11 protein-coding genes and 1 tRNA gene are annotated in these 16,595 nt (G+C 60.1%); 8 read left to right on the top strand and 4 right to left on the bottom strand.

Features of this window, described 5'->3' with window-relative positions:
- Positions 1-191: 191 nt before the first annotated feature.
- A complete protein-coding gene (locus AC4CWF_RS15550) occupies positions 192-2,144 on the top strand; it encodes an acetoacetate--CoA ligase (RefSeq protein ID WP_491282539.1) in 1,953 nt (650 codons plus the stop codon).
- A 57-nt stretch (positions 2,145-2,201) separates the two neighbouring features.
- Here AC4CWF_RS15550 and AC4CWF_RS15545 read toward each other — a convergent pair whose 3' ends face one another.
- Positions 2,202-3,896, bottom strand: coding sequence for an ABC transporter permease (locus tag AC4CWF_RS15545; protein WP_491282538.1), 1,695 nt, complete (start codon positions 3,894-3,896; stop codon positions 2,202-2,204).
- Positions 3,897-4,018: 122 nt separating this feature from the next.
- Positions 4,019-8,128: an ATP-binding protein gene (locus AC4CWF_RS15540; RefSeq protein WP_491282537.1), complete on the bottom strand. Its 4,110-nt coding sequence runs from the start codon at positions 8,126-8,128 to the stop codon at positions 4,019-4,021.
- 235 nt (positions 8,129-8,363) lie between these two features.
- Between AC4CWF_RS15540 and AC4CWF_RS15535 the strand changes: the two genes are divergently transcribed.
- The 3 genes from AC4CWF_RS15535 (at position 8,364) to AC4CWF_RS15525 (ending at position 9,767) form a co-directional block, all read left to right on the top strand.
- Positions 8,364-8,810 carry a phasin gene (locus AC4CWF_RS15535; RefSeq protein WP_491282536.1) on the top strand — a complete coding sequence of 149 codons (447 nt, stop codon included), beginning with the start codon at positions 8,364-8,366 and terminating at the stop codon, positions 8,808-8,810.
- 141 nt (positions 8,811-8,951) lie between these two features.
- A tRNA-His gene (locus AC4CWF_RS15530) sits at positions 8,952-9,028 on the top strand.
- A gap of 229 nt (positions 9,029-9,257) precedes the next feature.
- Positions 9,258-9,767: a hypothetical protein gene (locus AC4CWF_RS15525; RefSeq protein WP_491282535.1), complete on the top strand. Its 510-nt coding sequence runs from the start codon at positions 9,258-9,260 to the stop codon at positions 9,765-9,767.
- 41 nt (positions 9,768-9,808) lie between these two features.
- Here the strand turns inward: AC4CWF_RS15525 and AC4CWF_RS15520 are convergent, their stop codons facing one another.
- A complete protein-coding gene (locus tag AC4CWF_RS15520) occupies positions 9,809-10,690 on the bottom strand; it encodes a LysR family transcriptional regulator (protein WP_491282534.1) in 882 nt (293 codons plus the stop codon).
- A 143-nt stretch (positions 10,691-10,833) separates the two neighbouring features.
- On the opposite strand from AC4CWF_RS15520, the gene AC4CWF_RS15515 reads away from it, so the two are divergent.
- Positions 10,834-12,330 (top strand): CoA-acylating methylmalonate-semialdehyde dehydrogenase, encoded by a 1,497-nt coding sequence (locus AC4CWF_RS15515; RefSeq protein WP_491282533.1) that lies wholly within the window; start codon positions 10,834-10,836, stop codon positions 12,328-12,330.
- Between the two features lie 66 nt (positions 12,331-12,396).
- On the opposite strand, the gene AC4CWF_RS15510 is transcribed toward AC4CWF_RS15515, so the two are convergent.
- Positions 12,397-13,425, bottom strand: coding sequence for a Fe(3+) ABC transporter substrate-binding protein (locus AC4CWF_RS15510; protein ID WP_491285425.1), 1,029 nt, complete (start codon positions 13,423-13,425; stop codon positions 12,397-12,399).
- Between the two features lie 200 nt (positions 13,426-13,625).
- On the opposite strand from AC4CWF_RS15510, the gene rirA reads away from it, so the two are divergent.
- The 3 genes from rirA to AC4CWF_RS15495 all read left to right on the top strand — a co-directional run bounded on the left by rirA (position 13,626) and on the right by AC4CWF_RS15495 (position 16,534).
- The gene (gene rirA, locus AC4CWF_RS15505; protein ID WP_491282532.1) at positions 13,626-14,096 is read left to right on the top strand and encodes an iron-responsive transcriptional regulator RirA; all 471 of its coding nucleotides are present in this window, start codon (positions 13,626-13,628) and stop codon (positions 14,094-14,096) included.
- A 151-nt stretch (positions 14,097-14,247) separates the two neighbouring features.
- Positions 14,248-15,279, top strand: a complete 1,032-nt coding sequence (locus AC4CWF_RS15500; RefSeq protein ID WP_491282531.1) for an AbrB family transcriptional regulator — start codon at positions 14,248-14,250, stop codon at positions 15,277-15,279.
- Positions 15,280-15,859: 580 nt separating this feature from the next.
- Positions 15,860-16,534 (top strand): TetR/AcrR family transcriptional regulator, encoded by a 675-nt coding sequence (locus AC4CWF_RS15495; RefSeq protein WP_491282530.1) that lies wholly within the window; start codon positions 15,860-15,862, stop codon positions 16,532-16,534.
- Positions 16,535-16,595 lie beyond the last annotated feature (61 nt).

Here is a 16,595-nt window from a genome sequence, read left to right as displayed (position 1 = left end):
AGACATCAGAAAGGGTGCGGCGCCTGAAATCATTTCGGGCGCGGGCAACGTGCCGCTTCGTTAGCGGAAATGCCCGCGCCATGCAAACCGGTGCGGCAAGTGCGCTTCAAATGGCCGTAAAGCAGCCATCGCGACCCTTTATCGTGCAACGCAACATGATATAGCTGTCGCATTGGGTGGAGGTAAACAACATGGATATGGAAATGCCCCTGTGGACGCCGTCCGAGGCGCGCAAAGCAGCTGCACCGCTCTCAAGCTTCATGGCCTGGTGTGGGGAGCGCCATGGCCGCACCTTTGCCGATACGGATGACCTGCACGCCTGGTCGATCGCCGAGCGCGGCGATTTCTGGACGGCGGTCTGGGATTTCTGCGGCGTGAAGGGCGAGCGCGGCGCGACAAGCCTCATCCATGGCGACGACATGATGGCGGCCCGCTTTTTTCCGGATGCCATGCTGAACTTCGCCGAAAACCTCTTGACCCGCACCGGTAACGACCACGCGCTGATCTTTCGCGGCGAGGACAAGGTGGCCTATCGCTGGAGCTGGGATGAGCTTAGCTCTCATGTCTCGCGCCTGCAGCAGGCCTATCTCGCGCTGGGTATTGGGCCGGGAGACCGGATTGCGGCGATGATGCCGAACCTTCCCGAAACCATTGCGGCCATGCTGGCCGCCGCCTCCATCGGGGCGATCTGGTCGTCCTGCTCGCCGGATTTCGGCCGCCAAGGCGTGCTCGACCGGTTTGGCCAGATCGAGCCAAAACTGTTCATCGCCTGCGATGGCTATTGGTATAATGGCAAGCGCCAGGACGTGGCCGACAAGGTGCGCGACGTCGCGGCAGAGCTGAACGTGCCAGTCGTGATCGTGCCCTATGCCGGTGATGCGGTGGCCCTTGCGGCCTCGCTCAGCGATGGCCGCACATTTGAGGACCTGATGGCGCCTTATGCGGTAAAGCCCATTGCCTATACGCGCATGCCGTTTTCGCACCCGCTCTATATCCTGTTTTCCTCTGGCACGACGGGCGTTCCCAAATGTATCGTGCATTCGGCGGGCGGCAGCCTGTTACAGCATCTGAAGGAACTGGTCCTGCATTGTGGCATCACGCCCGGTGACCGGCTGTTTTATTTCACCACTTGCGGCTGGATGATGTGGAACTGGCTGGCTTCAGGCCTTGCCGCCGGCGCCACGCTCTGCCTCTTCGACGGCTCGCCGTTTGCGCCTGACGGCAAGGTTCTGTTCGATTATGCGCAGGCCGAAAAGTTCAAGGTGTTCGGCACGTCGGCAAAATTCATCGATGCGGTGAGGAAGGCCGAACTCGAGCCGATCAAAACCCATGACCTGTCGTCGCTGCAACTGATCACGTCCACGGGTTCGCCGCTGTCGCCGGAAGGGTTTTCCTTCGTTTACGAAGGCATCAAGGCGGATGTGCATCTCGCCTCGATTTCCGGCGGCACCGATATCGTCTCCTGCTTCGTGCTCGGCAACCCGTTGAAACCGGTGTGGCGCGGCGAGATCCAGGGCCCCGGTCTCGGGCTTGCGGTCGATGTGTGGAGCGACGAGGGCCAGCCGGTGCGCGGCGAAAAGGGTGAACTCGTCTGCACCAAGGCCTTTCCGTCCATGCCCGTGATGTTCTGGAACGATCCCGGCCAGAAAAAATATAAGGCCGCCTATTTCGAACGTTTTGACAATATCTGGTGCCACGGCGATTTTGCCGAGTGGACACCCCATGGCGGGCTGATCATCCATGGGCGCTCCGATGCGACGCTGAACCCCGGTGGTGTGCGCATCGGCACCGCCGAGATCTACAATCAGGTGGAGCAGATGCCGGAAGTGCTGGAGGCGCTGTGCATCGGCCAGGATTTTGATGATGACGTGCGCGTGGTGCTGTTCGTGCGGCTCGCCAATGGCGTCGTGCTGAACGACGCGCTGGTTGCGGCGATCAAGACCCGTATCCGCACCGGTTGCACGCCGCGCCATGTGCCGGCCAAGGTCATTGCCGTCTCGGATATCCCGCGCACGAAATCCGGCAAGATCGTTGAGCTTGCGGTGCGCGAAGTCGTGCATGGCCGGCCGGTGAAAAATATGGAGGCGCTTGCCAATCCGGAAGCGCTGCAACTGTTTGCCGGGCTTGCCGAACTGCAGTCGTAACCCTTTGCTTTGACCGATCTGGGGAAGGGCAGCTTCGGCTGCCTTTCCTGTGCCGCCCTATCGTTCCATCGAGCGGGAGACGAACAGCACCGGCACCAGACCGGCGAGCACGATGATCAGCGAGGCAATCGAGGCATTTTCGATCTGCGCGCGCGAGGCATCCTCATAAACCAGCGTTGCCAGCGTGTTGAAGTTGAACGGCCGCAGCAAAATGGTGGCCGACAGTTCCTTCATCGATTCGACAAAAACGAAGAGGGCGGCGGTCAGCAGGGCGGGCCGCATATTGGGCAGGAGTACGCTGACCAGCGTCTGGAAGCGGTTGCGTCCGAGCGTTCGCGCCGCCATGTCGAGATGCAGCGACAGTTTCCGGAAACCGGAATCCACCGTTCCCTCCGCCATGGTGAGGAAACGCACGGTGCAGGCATAAAAGATGGCAAAGCCGGTGCCGGACAATAACAGCCCGGTAGACACGCCGAAATACTGGCGCATCAGGGCATCCAGCCCATTATCGAAGGCGGCAAGCGGCACGAGAACGCCGATGGCAAGCACGGTTCCCGGCATGCCATACCCGAGCGAGGCCAGGCGCCCGGCAATGCCGCCTGCCGCATTGGGGCGCGTGCGCAGGCTATAGGCGAGAAGAAAACCGATGAGGACGGTGGCAATCGCTGCCGAGCCCGACACCAGAACGCTATTCCACAAGGCTTTCAACAGACGCGGATCGTGCAGCAGTTCCAGCCGGCGCACGGCGTAACTGGCAAGCATCGCAACCGGCAGCAGGAAACCGAAAGCCACCGGAGCGACGCAGATGGTGACGGCGGCAAGTGCTGCCGCCCCCCGAAGCTTCGGCCGTACCCGATCGTTGACGCTCGCGGTCGTGCGGTTTGCCACAAAACGCTGTCGCCGGCGCGCCAGCCGTTCAACCGCGATGAGGCCGGCAACGACCAGAAGCAGCACCACGGCCAGCTGGGCCGCCCCGCCAAGGCTTCCCCGGTTCAGCCACGTGTCGTAGATCGAAAAGGTCAGCGTGGTCACGCCGAGATATTCCACGGCGCCGATATCGTTCAGCGTTTCCATGGCGACCAGCGTCAGCCCGATCATGATCGCCGGACGCGCCATGGGCAACTGGATGCGCAGCATGGTACGCAAGGGGCCGGCGCCCAGCGTGCGCGCCACATCGGCTGCCGCGCGCCCCTGCATGAGAAACGTCGAGCGGCAGGCGAGATAGACATAAGGATAAAGCACCGATGACATCACCAGCACCGCGCCCCCGAGCGAGCGGATATCCGGAAACCAGTAGTCTCGCGCCGTGCGATAACCGAAAAACCCGCGATAGAATGTCTGCAGCGGCCCGGTGAAACCCAGGAATTCCGCAAACATGTAGGCGGCGATATAGGAGGGGATGGCGAGCGGCAGAACCAGCGCCACCGATAACAGCCGGCGAAACGGAAAACTGAAACCGGTGACCAACCAGGCCGTGAGAATGCCGAACAGGCTGGTCAGCAGCCCGGTGAACACAACGAGTTGCACCGTGCGCAGCGTGGCGCGGGGCAAAACATTGGTGAGGATATGCGAAAGGCTCTCCGTGCCGCCAAAAAGTGCAATCCAGACTACGGATGCCACCGGCAGAACCGCAATGGCCGCCACCAGAAGCGCCGCGCCAGACAGGAGCCGCGCATCCTGCCCGCGAACTGGCCCGCCCGCCCGCTTGGGAGCGTCGGCAAATTCCGCGCTGAAAGAGGGTTCCCCCGCCATGCCTATCCTTTGTCTGTCCCCGCAGACCGTCCCCAGACGCTCTACAACATCGGCTCGGAAACCGGAATTGGTTTTCGGGCCGATGGAATTGGCAAAAAAGCGGTTGTCCCGGCAGGGCTTCCTCAGGTGGCAAGCACGCGCGGCGAGGGGAAGGTGACCTCGACAAGAGTGCCTTCGTTCGGCGCCGAATGGATGGAGAAGGCGGCGCGGTTGGCATCCACCATCGCCTTGGTCAGCGGAAGGCCAAGGCCTGTGCCATCGCCGCGCTTGCGGGTGCCGCCGGCCACCTGCCGGAACGGTTTCATGGCAAGCTCCAGTTCCGAGCGCGTCATGCCGATGCCGGTATCGCGGATGCGCAGCACGACATTGCCGTTCGCCTCATAGGCGGTGGAGACGACGATCTGGCCGCCCGATGGCGTGAAGCGGATGGCATTGGCCAGAATGTTCAGCACGATCTGCTTGACCGAGCGCAGGTCGGCAACGACGGGCGGCACCGCATGCGACAGCGCCGTGCGGATGATCACCCGCTGGCCGTTGGCTTGCGGCTGCACCAGCGACACCGCTTCCGCCACCGTCTCATTGAGGCCGACGGCTGCGAAATCCAGCTCCATCTCACCCGCTTCGATCTTGGAAATATCCAGGAGATCGTTGACGATATCGAGAACATGCCGGCCCGAGCGGCCGATATCATTGGCATATTCGACGTAACGCTGGTGGCCGATCGGGCCTAGCCGCTCGGTTGCCATCATGTCGGCAAAACCGATGATGGCGTTGAGCGGCGTGCGGATTTCGTGGCTGACATGCGCCAGGAAATCGCTCTTGTGGGCGTTGGCGGTTTCTGCGGCGCGCTTGGCACTGCGCAATTCTTCTTCCGTGCGCTTCCACTGGGTGATGTCGCGGATGACGGCGCAATAACCGTTGGACGAGGTGAGGTGGCCAATCGTCATGAACAGCGGCAGGAAACCGCCGGACGCTTCCCGGCCGATCACTTCGCGCCCGTCGTTCAACAGGCTTGCGACGCCATGGCCGGCAAGGCCTGCCAGATAATCCAGCACGGATTTCTGGCTTTCATGGGCAAACAGCATGACGAAGGGCTTTCCGGCCGTTTCGTCATTGTCATAGTTGAAGAGCGCGCTGGCCGCCCGGTTCATCGAGCGGATATCGCCATCGCCGCCAAGGATCACGACGCCATCTGTTGCGGTGTCGAGAATGGCACGTAACTCGTCCACCTCGACCGCCATGCGCGACAGTTTTTCCGCCTGGTGGGCGTGTTCGTCGGGGTCCGCGGGTGCTGTTTCGTCAAGGGGGGCAGTATCGGCTACTGCTGCAGCCTCATTGACCGGCATCAGCGCAAGAATGAGCGCGGTTGCGCCATCCCAGCGCACCGATTGCAGGCGGGCGGTAACAGGCACGAGGCTGTCATCGGCGCGCACCACCACCATGCCGCCGGCCTCAGACGTCTTGTCTTCCAGATCCTGGCGCTGCAGCAGGGCGTCGAGCCCGCCGACTTCGGCAAGCGCCTCCAGTGTCTGATAACCGGTGAGGCGCAAAAATTCCGGATTGCCGTGGATCAGCCGCTCGCCGCTGTGAACGAGAAGCGCGACCGGCATCTGGTCCACGACATCGGATGAAAGCTCCGGGCGCTGGCGAAGCGGCATGGCCTGCGCATAGGCCTCGGCCAGCGAAATCCGTTCCTCGCCATCGGCATCGATGGCATCCTCGACCGGCGTGTTTTCGGCCTCAGCGGTGTCGGCTGGCAGGATATCCGTCGGCGTGGCCTCCTCCGCCATCGCCTCGGCTGGCATGCCTTCGGCAGGCATTTCTGCGGCGGGCGTGCCTTCGGCAACCAAGGCGTCGTCGTCCTCAAGCGTCTCCGCAGCTGTCATGTCGTTGGCGGATGCCGCCTCCGGCGCAGCCGCAATATCGGCAATTTCTGTTTCGTCAGCCGTATCTTCCGCTGGAGCAACCGCGTCGTCCTCGGCGGCATTGTCCGCACCGTCGATCGCTGCTTCTTCCGCTTCGGGAAAAACCTCCGGCGATGCTGGGTTGTCCAGCAGGCCGGTTTCCGTCGCTCCGACGTCCAGCGCCTCTTCTTCCGGCACGGCATCGGCCGTCATGTCGGCATAAAGCGCCTCGTCGGACAAACCGTCGGTCTCGTCTGCGGTTTCCGTCTCGGCCGGGTGTTCGGCGGGGTCTGCATCTTCACCGGTAGCAGGTGCCGTCTCTTCGGCGTGGTCCGCAAAAGCCTCGAAGGTGGGCGCGTCAGTGCCGTTGTCTTCCACGCGGGCAGCCGCGTCTTCATCGGCGGCCAGCGGCAGAGGCTGTTCCGGGGCTTCCTCGTTCTGGCGAAACACTTCCAGACGGCGGGCGATTTCGCGGAACGCCGCCTGCTCGACCGGCGTCAGACCTTCGCGGGGACCCGGACGGCGGTCTTCGATGCGGATGACCTTGTCGGAATAACGCGGCGAATTTTCAACCAGCCGCAAGGCGGGCTTTTCATGCGCCGGCCACAGCAGCGGCATCGGCGAAGACGGCGGCGTTTCAACGGGGGGCTCGAGTGTCTCGGACGGCGCTTCTGCGGTATCCTCGACATGTTCTGCCGCGTCAGTTGCTTCCTTCGGCTGCTGCGCAGACGAAAAGGTCTCCGGCTCTTCCGGTTCTTGTGTCGGGGTGGACGCAGTTTCAGCCGCACTGCCGGCGTCTGCCTCGGCGCTAGCGACTTCAGGCACGCTGTCCGGTTCGTCAGCCTCTTCGACAACGGTAGCACCTGCGTCCTCGGCAAGGCTTGGCATCTCGGGCTCACCGGGCACAAAGGTCAGACCAAGCGCCAGCGGATCTTCCTCGACATCGGAAATGCGCACGATGCCGAAACCGCGGAAACCATCGAATTCCCGGGTGCGGGTATAGGTCGGCAGGGCTGCGAGATCGATGGGCACGCAGAGCGATGTGCCTTCCACCGGCCAATAGATCGTCTTGCCGGACCAGGTGTCGCGGCGCTGCAAAAGCTCGCCGATCTTGCCATCGGGATCGAGGTTGAACAGGGCGGCCACATCACCAAAACCCAGCCCCACCACTTCGGCGGCATGCGGGCCGACGGTGGCAGCCAGTTCCGGCGAGATTTCACAAAAAACCCCCTGCGCATCGATCTTCCAGACAAACCGCGTGGCACGCGCCTCGCGCGGGAACTGGAAGCCGGAAACCGGCGGTTCAGGCGCCAATTCGTCGGTCGCGATGTCATCCGCAACCACGCTGTTGGTGTCTTCGGCGCTTTCGGAATTGAGCGAGCCCGGCGCATCCGAGACGTCCAGTACGGGAGCCGTGTCTTCGGTTTCCGTCTGCGTTGCCTCATCGCTCATCTCAGGCGCTGGCGTTTCGGCCACGGCAGCTTCCGGCAGGTCTTCAGCCTCTTCAGCGATGGCGTCTTCCATGACAGGCGAGATCGCCTGCTCAGCGGCATCCGGACCCGGCTCATGGCGCGGATCGGCCATAGGGACGGAAAGGGCAGGGGCCACCTCGTCGGGTGCCTCTGCCGCCGGCCGTTCCTCGCTGGCGATCTCTGGCTCGCCGGCATCGGCCTCCACGATGAACAGCAGGTTGAGCACCGGGTCATCGGAAAGCTTTGCAATGGCGGCCGGAAGATAACCGGCGCCTGTCGGCACCGGGCGTTTCACCAGTCGGTCGCCGTCATTTGCGGCAAGCGTCACCAGCATGCGGGCGGTGTGAGGGGTAAGGTTGATCGAGCCGAAATCGGCCGAGGAGGAAATCACATGGCCATCGCCATCCAGCACGGCCACATGGGTGTTGGGGTCGTCAAAACCCTCCAGCATCTGGCGGGCGCATTCGGCGGCAAGCGGCGGCTGGGCGGCGGCCGGCACGGCGAGAAGTACGCCCGTTTGCCCATCCGCCAGTTCGATCAGCTCGCACAGCGCCTGCACCGCCAGCCGCTCGAAGCCGGAAGTCATGCGCATCATGAAGGTGCGGTGGTCGCCCGGCGCGTGCAGCTGGCGCGCTGTTGCCTGCGCCTGGCGCACGGTTAAATCCAGCCGTGGCGGCCCCTGGTCGATGAGGTCGTAGATGATGTCAGTGCCAAACAGCTGCGCGCCGCGGCCATTGGCCCACAGCACGTCCGCCATGTCATGCGAAAACAGCACGACCGCCTTGCCCGCCGCAAAATGATCACGCACCCTGGGATGCGCGGCGATGTCTATGAAGGGATATTGCACAGCAGACATGGCGGGCCTTGCACTCGGTGCCGTCTTCATCAAGCCGGCGCTACGTTAACACATTGTTAGTAACTTCGAAGCCCCTTCAGGTCCACAATCTGGCTGAGGAAACGCAGAACACGGTTAATCAGGAAAAGTTCATGTTGCACTGCACAAACATATTGCAACGCAACATTACTTTCGCTATATTTATGGTCATGAGGTTGCCCATCATGGGGGCCGGGATCGAACAAGGAAGCTGGACATGGCTTACAAAACTGATGACGTATTCTCCTTCGCCGCCTTCGACCCGACGCGGTTGACGGAAAGCCTGCGTGATTTCGCCGAAAAGGGCACCACGCAGTCGCGCGAAGCCTTTGCCAAGATGAAGGTTGCCGCCGAGGAAGCCACCAAGACGGTTGAAACGACAATGCAGACGGCGCAGGCCGGTTCCGTCGAGTTCGGCCTGAAGGCCATCGAAGCGATGCGCACCAATGCCGAAATGTCGCTGTCGCATCTGGAAGCGCTGATGGGCGTGAAGTCGGTTGCCGAACTCATCGAACTGCAGACCGGTTTCGTGCGCAAGCAGGCCGAAGTCACCGTTGAGCAGGCCAAGGCCATGCAGGAAGCGGCCCGCAAGATCGCTGAAGACGTGACCAAGCCCGGCAAGGAAGCCGCCGAAAAGGTGATGACCACCTTCAAGGCCGCCTGATTACCCTTCGAATTTTTTAAGGAAAAGGTCGGGTCATCCCGGCCTTTTTCGTTTCGGGGCGAAACTCGGGGCTTGCAAAAAAAATGCAATGCTTCTATGTCACGCCCCAGACACGGCCGACCAAGGTTGGCAACGTGGCGTGCGGTTGTAGCTCAGTTGGTTAGAGCGCAGGTTTGTGGCACCTGAGGTCGGAGGTTCGAGACCCCCCAACCGTACCATTCTTCCACAGTGATTTTTCCTCCCTTTGTTCTGATGATGCGCCTACATGGCTTTATCTTGCCGCATGATTTTGCCAATTTTTCAGCTGAAATTGCAAAAAAGATCGTTTTTGCATCAGTACGTAAAGCTCACCCCATCTTCTAGTTTCGGTTATTGTCTGGTCGACCGCTGATGCGCGGCTTCAATGCTACTTGTCCATGCCGGTCATCTTACCCTAATATGCCATTCATGGATCAATTGAACGGTTATCAGACCGAAATGCTGTCAAAGCTTCTGGAAGCTGAAGTAGACCTCATGGTCGTCGGAGGCCAAGCTAGACATACATTTAATGGCGATTACGACGTGGACATTTGGCTACCAAACGAGGGCGAGAATATTCACCGCGTTCATGCGGCGTTGTCCAGTTGGCTAAAGGCTAGACCCATGGACAGGCATCTCGGCAATGTAGATGCTCTTCTCACTATCAACAACGACGTATGTTTCACGTTACCAGACGCGAAGGTTTTGTGGACCATAAACGAGCCAATTGATCCCGACGTGGGCGTGGATTTTCTAATAAACTCCAAGGGTCGCGATTTCGAAGTCTACTCCAAGCGTTCCGTCAAACGGTCTCTGAAAGCCGGCCTAGCCGTGAAGTGCATTTCTCCGGAGGATGATGCTCTGCTTCCACGAGAAGAAAAAATTGCGGTCGCTCACGGGAGCGTCAGAGCGCCGGAACAAGCTCGCCAGTTCCGTTAGAGTGAGATATTTTTTCCCCTTACGGCGCAGAAACCTCCCAATCACACAAACACATGCCGCGCTTCGCCCACCGCTTCCTGCAGGAATGCGATCACGGTGCGGATGCGGGTGAGGTCGCGCAGGCTTTCGTGGGTGCTGGTCCAGTAGGCGCGGCGGATGGAGATTTCGGGGAGGATACGGGCAAGTTCCGGCACCGGGCGGGCGATATAATCATGCAGGATGCCGATGCCGGCGCCGGTGCGTACCGCTTCCGTCTGGCCGATTGCGCTTGAGATTTCGAACCCTGCATCCCAGTCGCGCATCACTTCGCCGGTGAAATTCAGCTGCGGTGAAAAGATCAGGTCATCGACATAACCGATGCGCGGGTGAAGCCGCAGGTCTTCGAGCGTGGCGGGTTCGCCGTTCTGGGCGAGGTAGTCGCGAGAGGCGTAAAGGCCGAGCGTATAGTCGGTGAGCTTTGAGGAGACGAGCCGCCCCTGGCTTGGCCGCTCCACGGTAATCGCAATATCGGCTTCGCGCTGCGACAGCGAAAACGAGCGTGGCACTGGCACCAGCTGGATGCGCAGGTTCGGGTGGCGTTTTATCAGCGTGCCCAACCGCGGCGCCAGAAACGAAACGCCAAAGCCATCGGGTGCGCCGATGCGAACGGTGCCTTCGATGGGGGCATTCACTTCGCCGGTGCGCGCCTGCGCCGCCAGCATTTCCGCCTCGATACGTTCGGCGGACGCGAGGAAGGCATGGCCATCTGCCGTCAGTTCGCAGCCGCTGGGCTTTCGGATCAAAAGCCGCGTGCGTAGCGCATCTTCCAGCGCATTGATGCGCCGGCCAAGCGTTGCATGGTTGAGGCCGAGCCGGCGGGATGCCGACAGAAGCTGGCCCTCGCGCGCCACGGCCAGAAAGATCCGCACATTGTCCCAGTCCATTGGATTTCCTTCAGGCGCTTCCTGAAACTCGGTAAGGGAAAGCACTGCACATCAAATTTTGCACAACGGATGCGTAAATCATCGCGTTGTCTTGTGCAAATTAAAGCGCATACTGGGTCCATAACAATCCAGGAGGATCATCCATGTATCAGGTAGGCCATTTCATTGGCGGCAAGCATGTGCCCGGCACGTCCGGTCGCAGCCAGCCGATCTACAACCCGGCAACCGGCGAAGTGCAGGGCGAAGTGTCGCTGGCAAGCGATGCGGAACTGAATGCCGCCGTGGAAAACGCCAAGGCCGCGCAGGTCAAGTGGGCAGCCACCAATCCGCAGCGCCGCGCCCGCGTGTTCATGAAGTTCGTCGCGCTCCTCAACGACAACATGGACAGCCTTGCTGAAACCCTGTCGCGCGAGCATGGCAAGACCATCGAAGACGCCAAGGGCGACATCATCCGTGGCCTGGAAGTCTGCGAATTCGTCATCGGCATTCCGCATCTGTCGAAGAGCGAGTTCACCGAAGGCGCCGGCCCGAATATCGACATGTATTCCATCCGCCAGCCGGTTGGCATCGGCGCTGGCATCACGCCGTTCAACTTTCCGGGCATGATCCCGATGTGGATGTTTGCGCCGGCCATTGCCTGCGGCAACGCCTTCATCCTGAAGCCTTCGGAGCGTGATCCGTCCGTTCCGATCCGCCTTGCCGAACTGATGATCGAGGCAGGTCTTCCGGCCGGCATCCTCAACGTCGTCAACGGCGACAAGTCGGCCGTCGATGGCATCCTGACACATCCGGATATTTCCGCCGTGTCCTTCGTCGGCTCCACGCCGATTGCCCGTTATGTCTATGGCACGGCTGCCATGAACGGCAAGCGTGCCCAGTGCTTTGGCGGCGCCAAGAACCACATGATCATCATGCCCGATGCCGACCTCGATCAGGCCGCGCAAGCGCTGATGGGCGCAGGTTACGGTTCTGCCGGCGAGCGCTGCATGGCGATTTCGGTGGCCGTTCCCGTTGGCGAAGAGACGGCGAATCGCCTGATCGAAAAGCTCACCCCGATGGTCGAATCCCTGCGCATCGGTCCTTACACCGATGACAAGGCTGATCTCGGCCCCGTCATCACCAAGGAAGCCCAGGCGCGCATCAGGGGCTTGATCGACAGTGGCGTCGAAGCCGGCGCCAAGCTCGTGGTCGACGGCCGCGATTTCAAGCTTCAGGGCTATGAGAACGGTTATTTCGTCGGCGGCTGCCTGTTTGATGATGTCACGCCTGACATGGACATCTACAAGACCGAAATCTTTGGTCCCGTCCTCTCGGTCGTCCGCGCCAAGACCTACGAAGAAGCCCTCGAGCTTCCGATGAAGCATGAATACGGCAATGGTGTTGCGATCTACACCCGCGACGGCGATGCTGCCCGCGATTTCGCGTCGCGTATCAATATCGGCATGGTCGGTGTGAACGTGCCGATCCCGGTTCCGCTCGCCTATCACTCCTTCGGTGGCTGGAAGTCCTCGTCCTTCGGCGATTTGAACCAGCACGGCACGGATTCGATCAAGTTCTGGACGCGCACCAAGACGGTCACCTCGCGCTGGCCGTCCGGCATCAAGGACGGCGCCGAATTCGTCATGCCGACGATGAAGTAAACATCACATCGACAACAAAAAAGGGCGCCTGCGAAGGCGCCCTTTGCATGTGAGGCGAAAAGTGGATCAGTTCGACGGCCCGTCGTTGAGGCCAACCTTGTCAACGAGTTCGGACGCGGTCTTGCGGTTCTTGGCAATATCGGTCAGCGGCAGGCTGTCCGGCTTCAGCGTGCCGAAGGATTTGACGATCTCGGACGGTTCCGCGCCGGGCATAACAGGATATTCGAACACCTCTTCGGCGTAGATCTTCTGGGCTTCGCCGGAGGCTAAAAACTCCATCAGCTTGACGGCGTTTTGCCTGTTCGGTGCGTTCTTCGCCATTGCCATGCCGGAAATGTTCACATGCGTGCCGCGGTCGGCTGCATTGGGAAACAGGATCTTGATGGCGCTCGCCCACTCCTTCTGTTCCGGCTCCTTGTCATTGGTCATCATCAGGCCAACGTAATAGGTGTTGCCGAGCGAGATATCGCATTCGCCGGCGAGGATGGATTTTGCCTGGCTGCGGTCATTGCCATCAGGCTTGCGGGCCAGATTGTTCTTGAAGCCCGTCAGCCACTTTTCCGTATAATCGGCGCCGTGATGGGCAACCATGGAGGCAAACAGCGCGAGATTATAGGCGTGCTGGCCATCGCGGATGCAGATCTTGCCCTTCCACTTCGGATCGGCCAGTTCCTCATAGGTAATGGCATTTTCGGCAACGCGCTCCTTGGAGGCGTAGACAACGCGGCCGCGGGTGGTGAGCCCGAACCATTCACCATCAGGATCGCGGAAGGCTGCCGGAATGTCCTTGTCGATGGTGGCGTTGCCCTTGACCGGCTGCACCACGCCGCCATCCTTGGCCTCGTTGAGGCGGGCAATGTCGATGGTGAGGATCACGTCGGCCGGCGAGTTGGCGCCTTCGGCCCGGATGCGCTCGACCAGCCCCTTGTCGAGAAACAGCACATTGGTCGCAATGCCGGTTTCCTTGGTGAAGGCATCCAGCAGCGGCTTGATCAATTCCGGCTGGCGGTACGAATAGATATTCACTTCGCCATTGGCCCGTGCGGCCGACGAACCAGCCGTTACGGCAGACAGAATGGCCGCGGATGCAATCAGAAACTTCTTCACAGGCGTCTCCCCCTCTTATCAGAACATGATGTCTCACTTATGTTGAGTTTGGAATTCATGATTTTGTTTGGCCGGTCAATTCACAGGGCTGTGAAAAGTGGATAGGCTGAGTAAAATTTTCAAATTTGGAATTGTTCAAAAGTGGCAAACGGCTTATATATCCGCCAACGGACCCGAGGGAGAATGGCATGCGTTTGACGAAACAGACCAATTATGCGGTACGCATGCTGATGTATTGTGCAGCCAACGAAGGGCAGTTGAGCCGTATTCCCGAGATTGCCCGCGCCTATGGCGTGTCCGAGCTTTTCCTGTTCAAGATCCTGCAGCCGCTGACCAAGGCTGGCCTTGTGGAAACCTTGCGTGGCCGCAATGGCGGTGTGCGCCTTGGTCGCCCGGCCGAAAAGATCAGCCTGTTTGATGTGGTCAAGGTCACCGAAGACAGCTTTGCCATGGCGGAATGTTTTGAGGATGGCGCGGTCGAGTGCCCGCTGGTTGATAGCTGCGGGTTGAATTCCGCGCTGCGCAAGGCGCTCAACGCCTTTTTCGACGTGCTCGCCGGTTATTCGATCGACGATCTCGTCAAGGCCCGTCCGCAGATCAACTTCCTGCTCGGCCTGGATATTCCGGCAAGCCGCGCGGTGGTGGCACCTGCCGCCTGATTCGGGCGACAGCAGACCAAACGATGAAGCGCTCCGGTGGGGCGCTTTTTTTTGCACGCCGACAAGGTTTTCTGTCATCGTGGCGCATTCTTGATAAAAGGATTTCATCTGGCCGACCGGCCATTCCTGTTGAAACCGCATAATTTTCCGCATGATACATTCTGACGATTTCATTCCCTTTGCCTTGACGCTTGTGCTTGGTGCCTTCGGTGCTTTCCTTGCCGCCGCATTGGGGCTTCCGGCCCCTTTCCTCATCGGTCCGGCCGTCTTTGTGACGTTGGGCAGCCTTTTTGGTCGCCGGCTTCTGGTGCCGGTTGGCGTGCGCAATGGCTGTTTTGTCGTGGTTGGCATGTCGATGGGAGCCGGCGTGACGCCGGAGGTGATGGCCGCTGCCGCCGCATGGCCGGCAAGTTTCGTCATGGTGCTCGTGACCTCAGTCATTCTGCTCTTGTCGGCACAGGCGCTGCTGCGTCGAGCTTTTCACTATGACCGGATGACGGCGCTGCTGGCGGCCTGTCCCGGTCACCTCAGTTACGTGATGAGCCTTGCGGCCGATACGAAGGGAGATGTCGCCAGTATCGGCGTCATCCAGAGCGTGCGCGTCCTCGCCTTGACGCTGCTGGTGCCGTTGATCGTGGAACTTTCCGGCGCCTCGGGTGAGGGCGTCATCATCCTGCCGCAGGCCATGGGATTGCTGCCGCTTGCCGTCATCACGGTGCTTGCCGTCCTGTGCGGGCTGATATTCCTGAAACTTCGGGTGCCGGCCGCACTTCTGGTTGGTGGCATGGCGGTATCGATCCTTGCCCATCTGTCCGGCCTCGTCAGCGGCACCATCCCGCAATGGCTGCAGATCCCCGTTTATGTGCTGCTCGGCAGCATGATCGGCACCCGCTTTTCCGGCGTCAGCCTGGCCGATCTCAAGAATGCCTTTGTGGCGGGCATGACGGTGACCGTTGTCGTTGGGTTGATCTCTGCGATCACCGCTGCCGGCATCTCGCATCTGCTCGATGTGCCGCTTGGCGCAGCGCTGATCGCCTTTGCGCCGGGCGGGCTGGAAACCATGGCTGCCATGGCTGTGATCATGCATGCGGACCCGGCCTATGTTGGCACACACCACATCCTGCGGCTGCTGTTTCTCTCGGTTCTCATGCCCTTTATGCTGTCCAGGTTCAGATCACTGTAAATTATCACCCCTGATATTGAGGATGGTGATTGCGCAATTTTGCGCCTTATTTTCATTGATCTAATGTAGCGGCTGAAGTATTTAAATAATGTCTTCAGTTAACAGGCGCGGTGCTTCAGACTGAATGCCGATTTAAATATGACTTATGCCATAAGGTCGGCAGTTTAGTTGGATATCGGGATCGTTTGGGCACTAAAGGATCTGGATGGAAGGTGTCTTTACTAAAGAAGTGCTTTTCGATCAGGATTTAGGTGGTGCGGGTTTCGTCTGCTTGGGCATCTCGCGGGCGCTCGCCTTGCACCATGGTGTGGCTGGAGCGTGATGCGCGGCGTGTAATATGGCCGGGCAACCATTGGTGAATGCCGGATATATCTTGCGGACTTGCAGGTTGTATTTCGGTGTGCGGGAATGATGACGTAAACGTCAAGTATTCGGGAGATCCGGTTGATTTTTTGACTGGAAAGAAGCTTGGACAAAAGGATATACCGGATGAAGAAGGTCCGGCGATCCATCAACAACAGAGGCGCCTGCGGGTCCGATTAAGCAGGATGGGGCAGCGCCCAATGAGGGGGGAATACGCATGGACGGTTTGAGGTTCGATATGCCAGAAGCCAAGCAGGGTTGCGTTCGTCCGGTTTTGCGCCGGATTCCGAAGCAGGAGCGCAGCCGGGACCGGATCGATGAAATCCTGAAGGTCGCCATGGATCTGATTGGCCAGAAGGGCATTGATGCCGTCACGATGAAGGAGATCGCAGCGCTTTCCGGCGGGCCGATCGCTTCCGTTTATCAGTATTTTCCCAACAAGTCGGCAATCATCGCGATGCTTTATGATCGCTATATTGCCAATGTTTCGCAGTTCATGACGCTCGGGTTGAGCGACGTGCGGGGGCCGCAGGATCTCTGCCGCGCCACCGATGCGATGATCGATCTCTACAATCTTTATGTCCATGGCAATCCGCAGATCCAGGATCTGATCAACGCGATCCAGGCGGACAAGATGCTGGCGGATATGGACCTCACCGAAACCCGCAGGTTGGCGGACCTGTTTGCCGATGCGACGGATCTGTACATCGCCAAACACCTGCGGGATCAATATCGCCGGACAACGTTCATGATGTGCCACCTGACGGTGAGTGTCGTTCGTCTGGCGCTGAAGGCGCAGCCGGAAGAAGCAAAGCAGATCATTTCTGCCTTCAAACTCTCGACGCGCGCTCAGATCAACCTGTTTCTCGACGGCCGCTACGGCGACAATTGAGGCGAAGGGTTTGAACGGTCAGGCCGCAGCGGTTTGAGCCTTCTGACGATCACGCATCCTA

The sequence above is a fragment of the Neorhizobium sp. PAMB6630 genome (assembly GCF_058242775.1).
The sequence above is the reverse complement of the archived record's forward strand: the minus strand, read 5'-3'. Positions and strand labels throughout refer to the sequence as shown.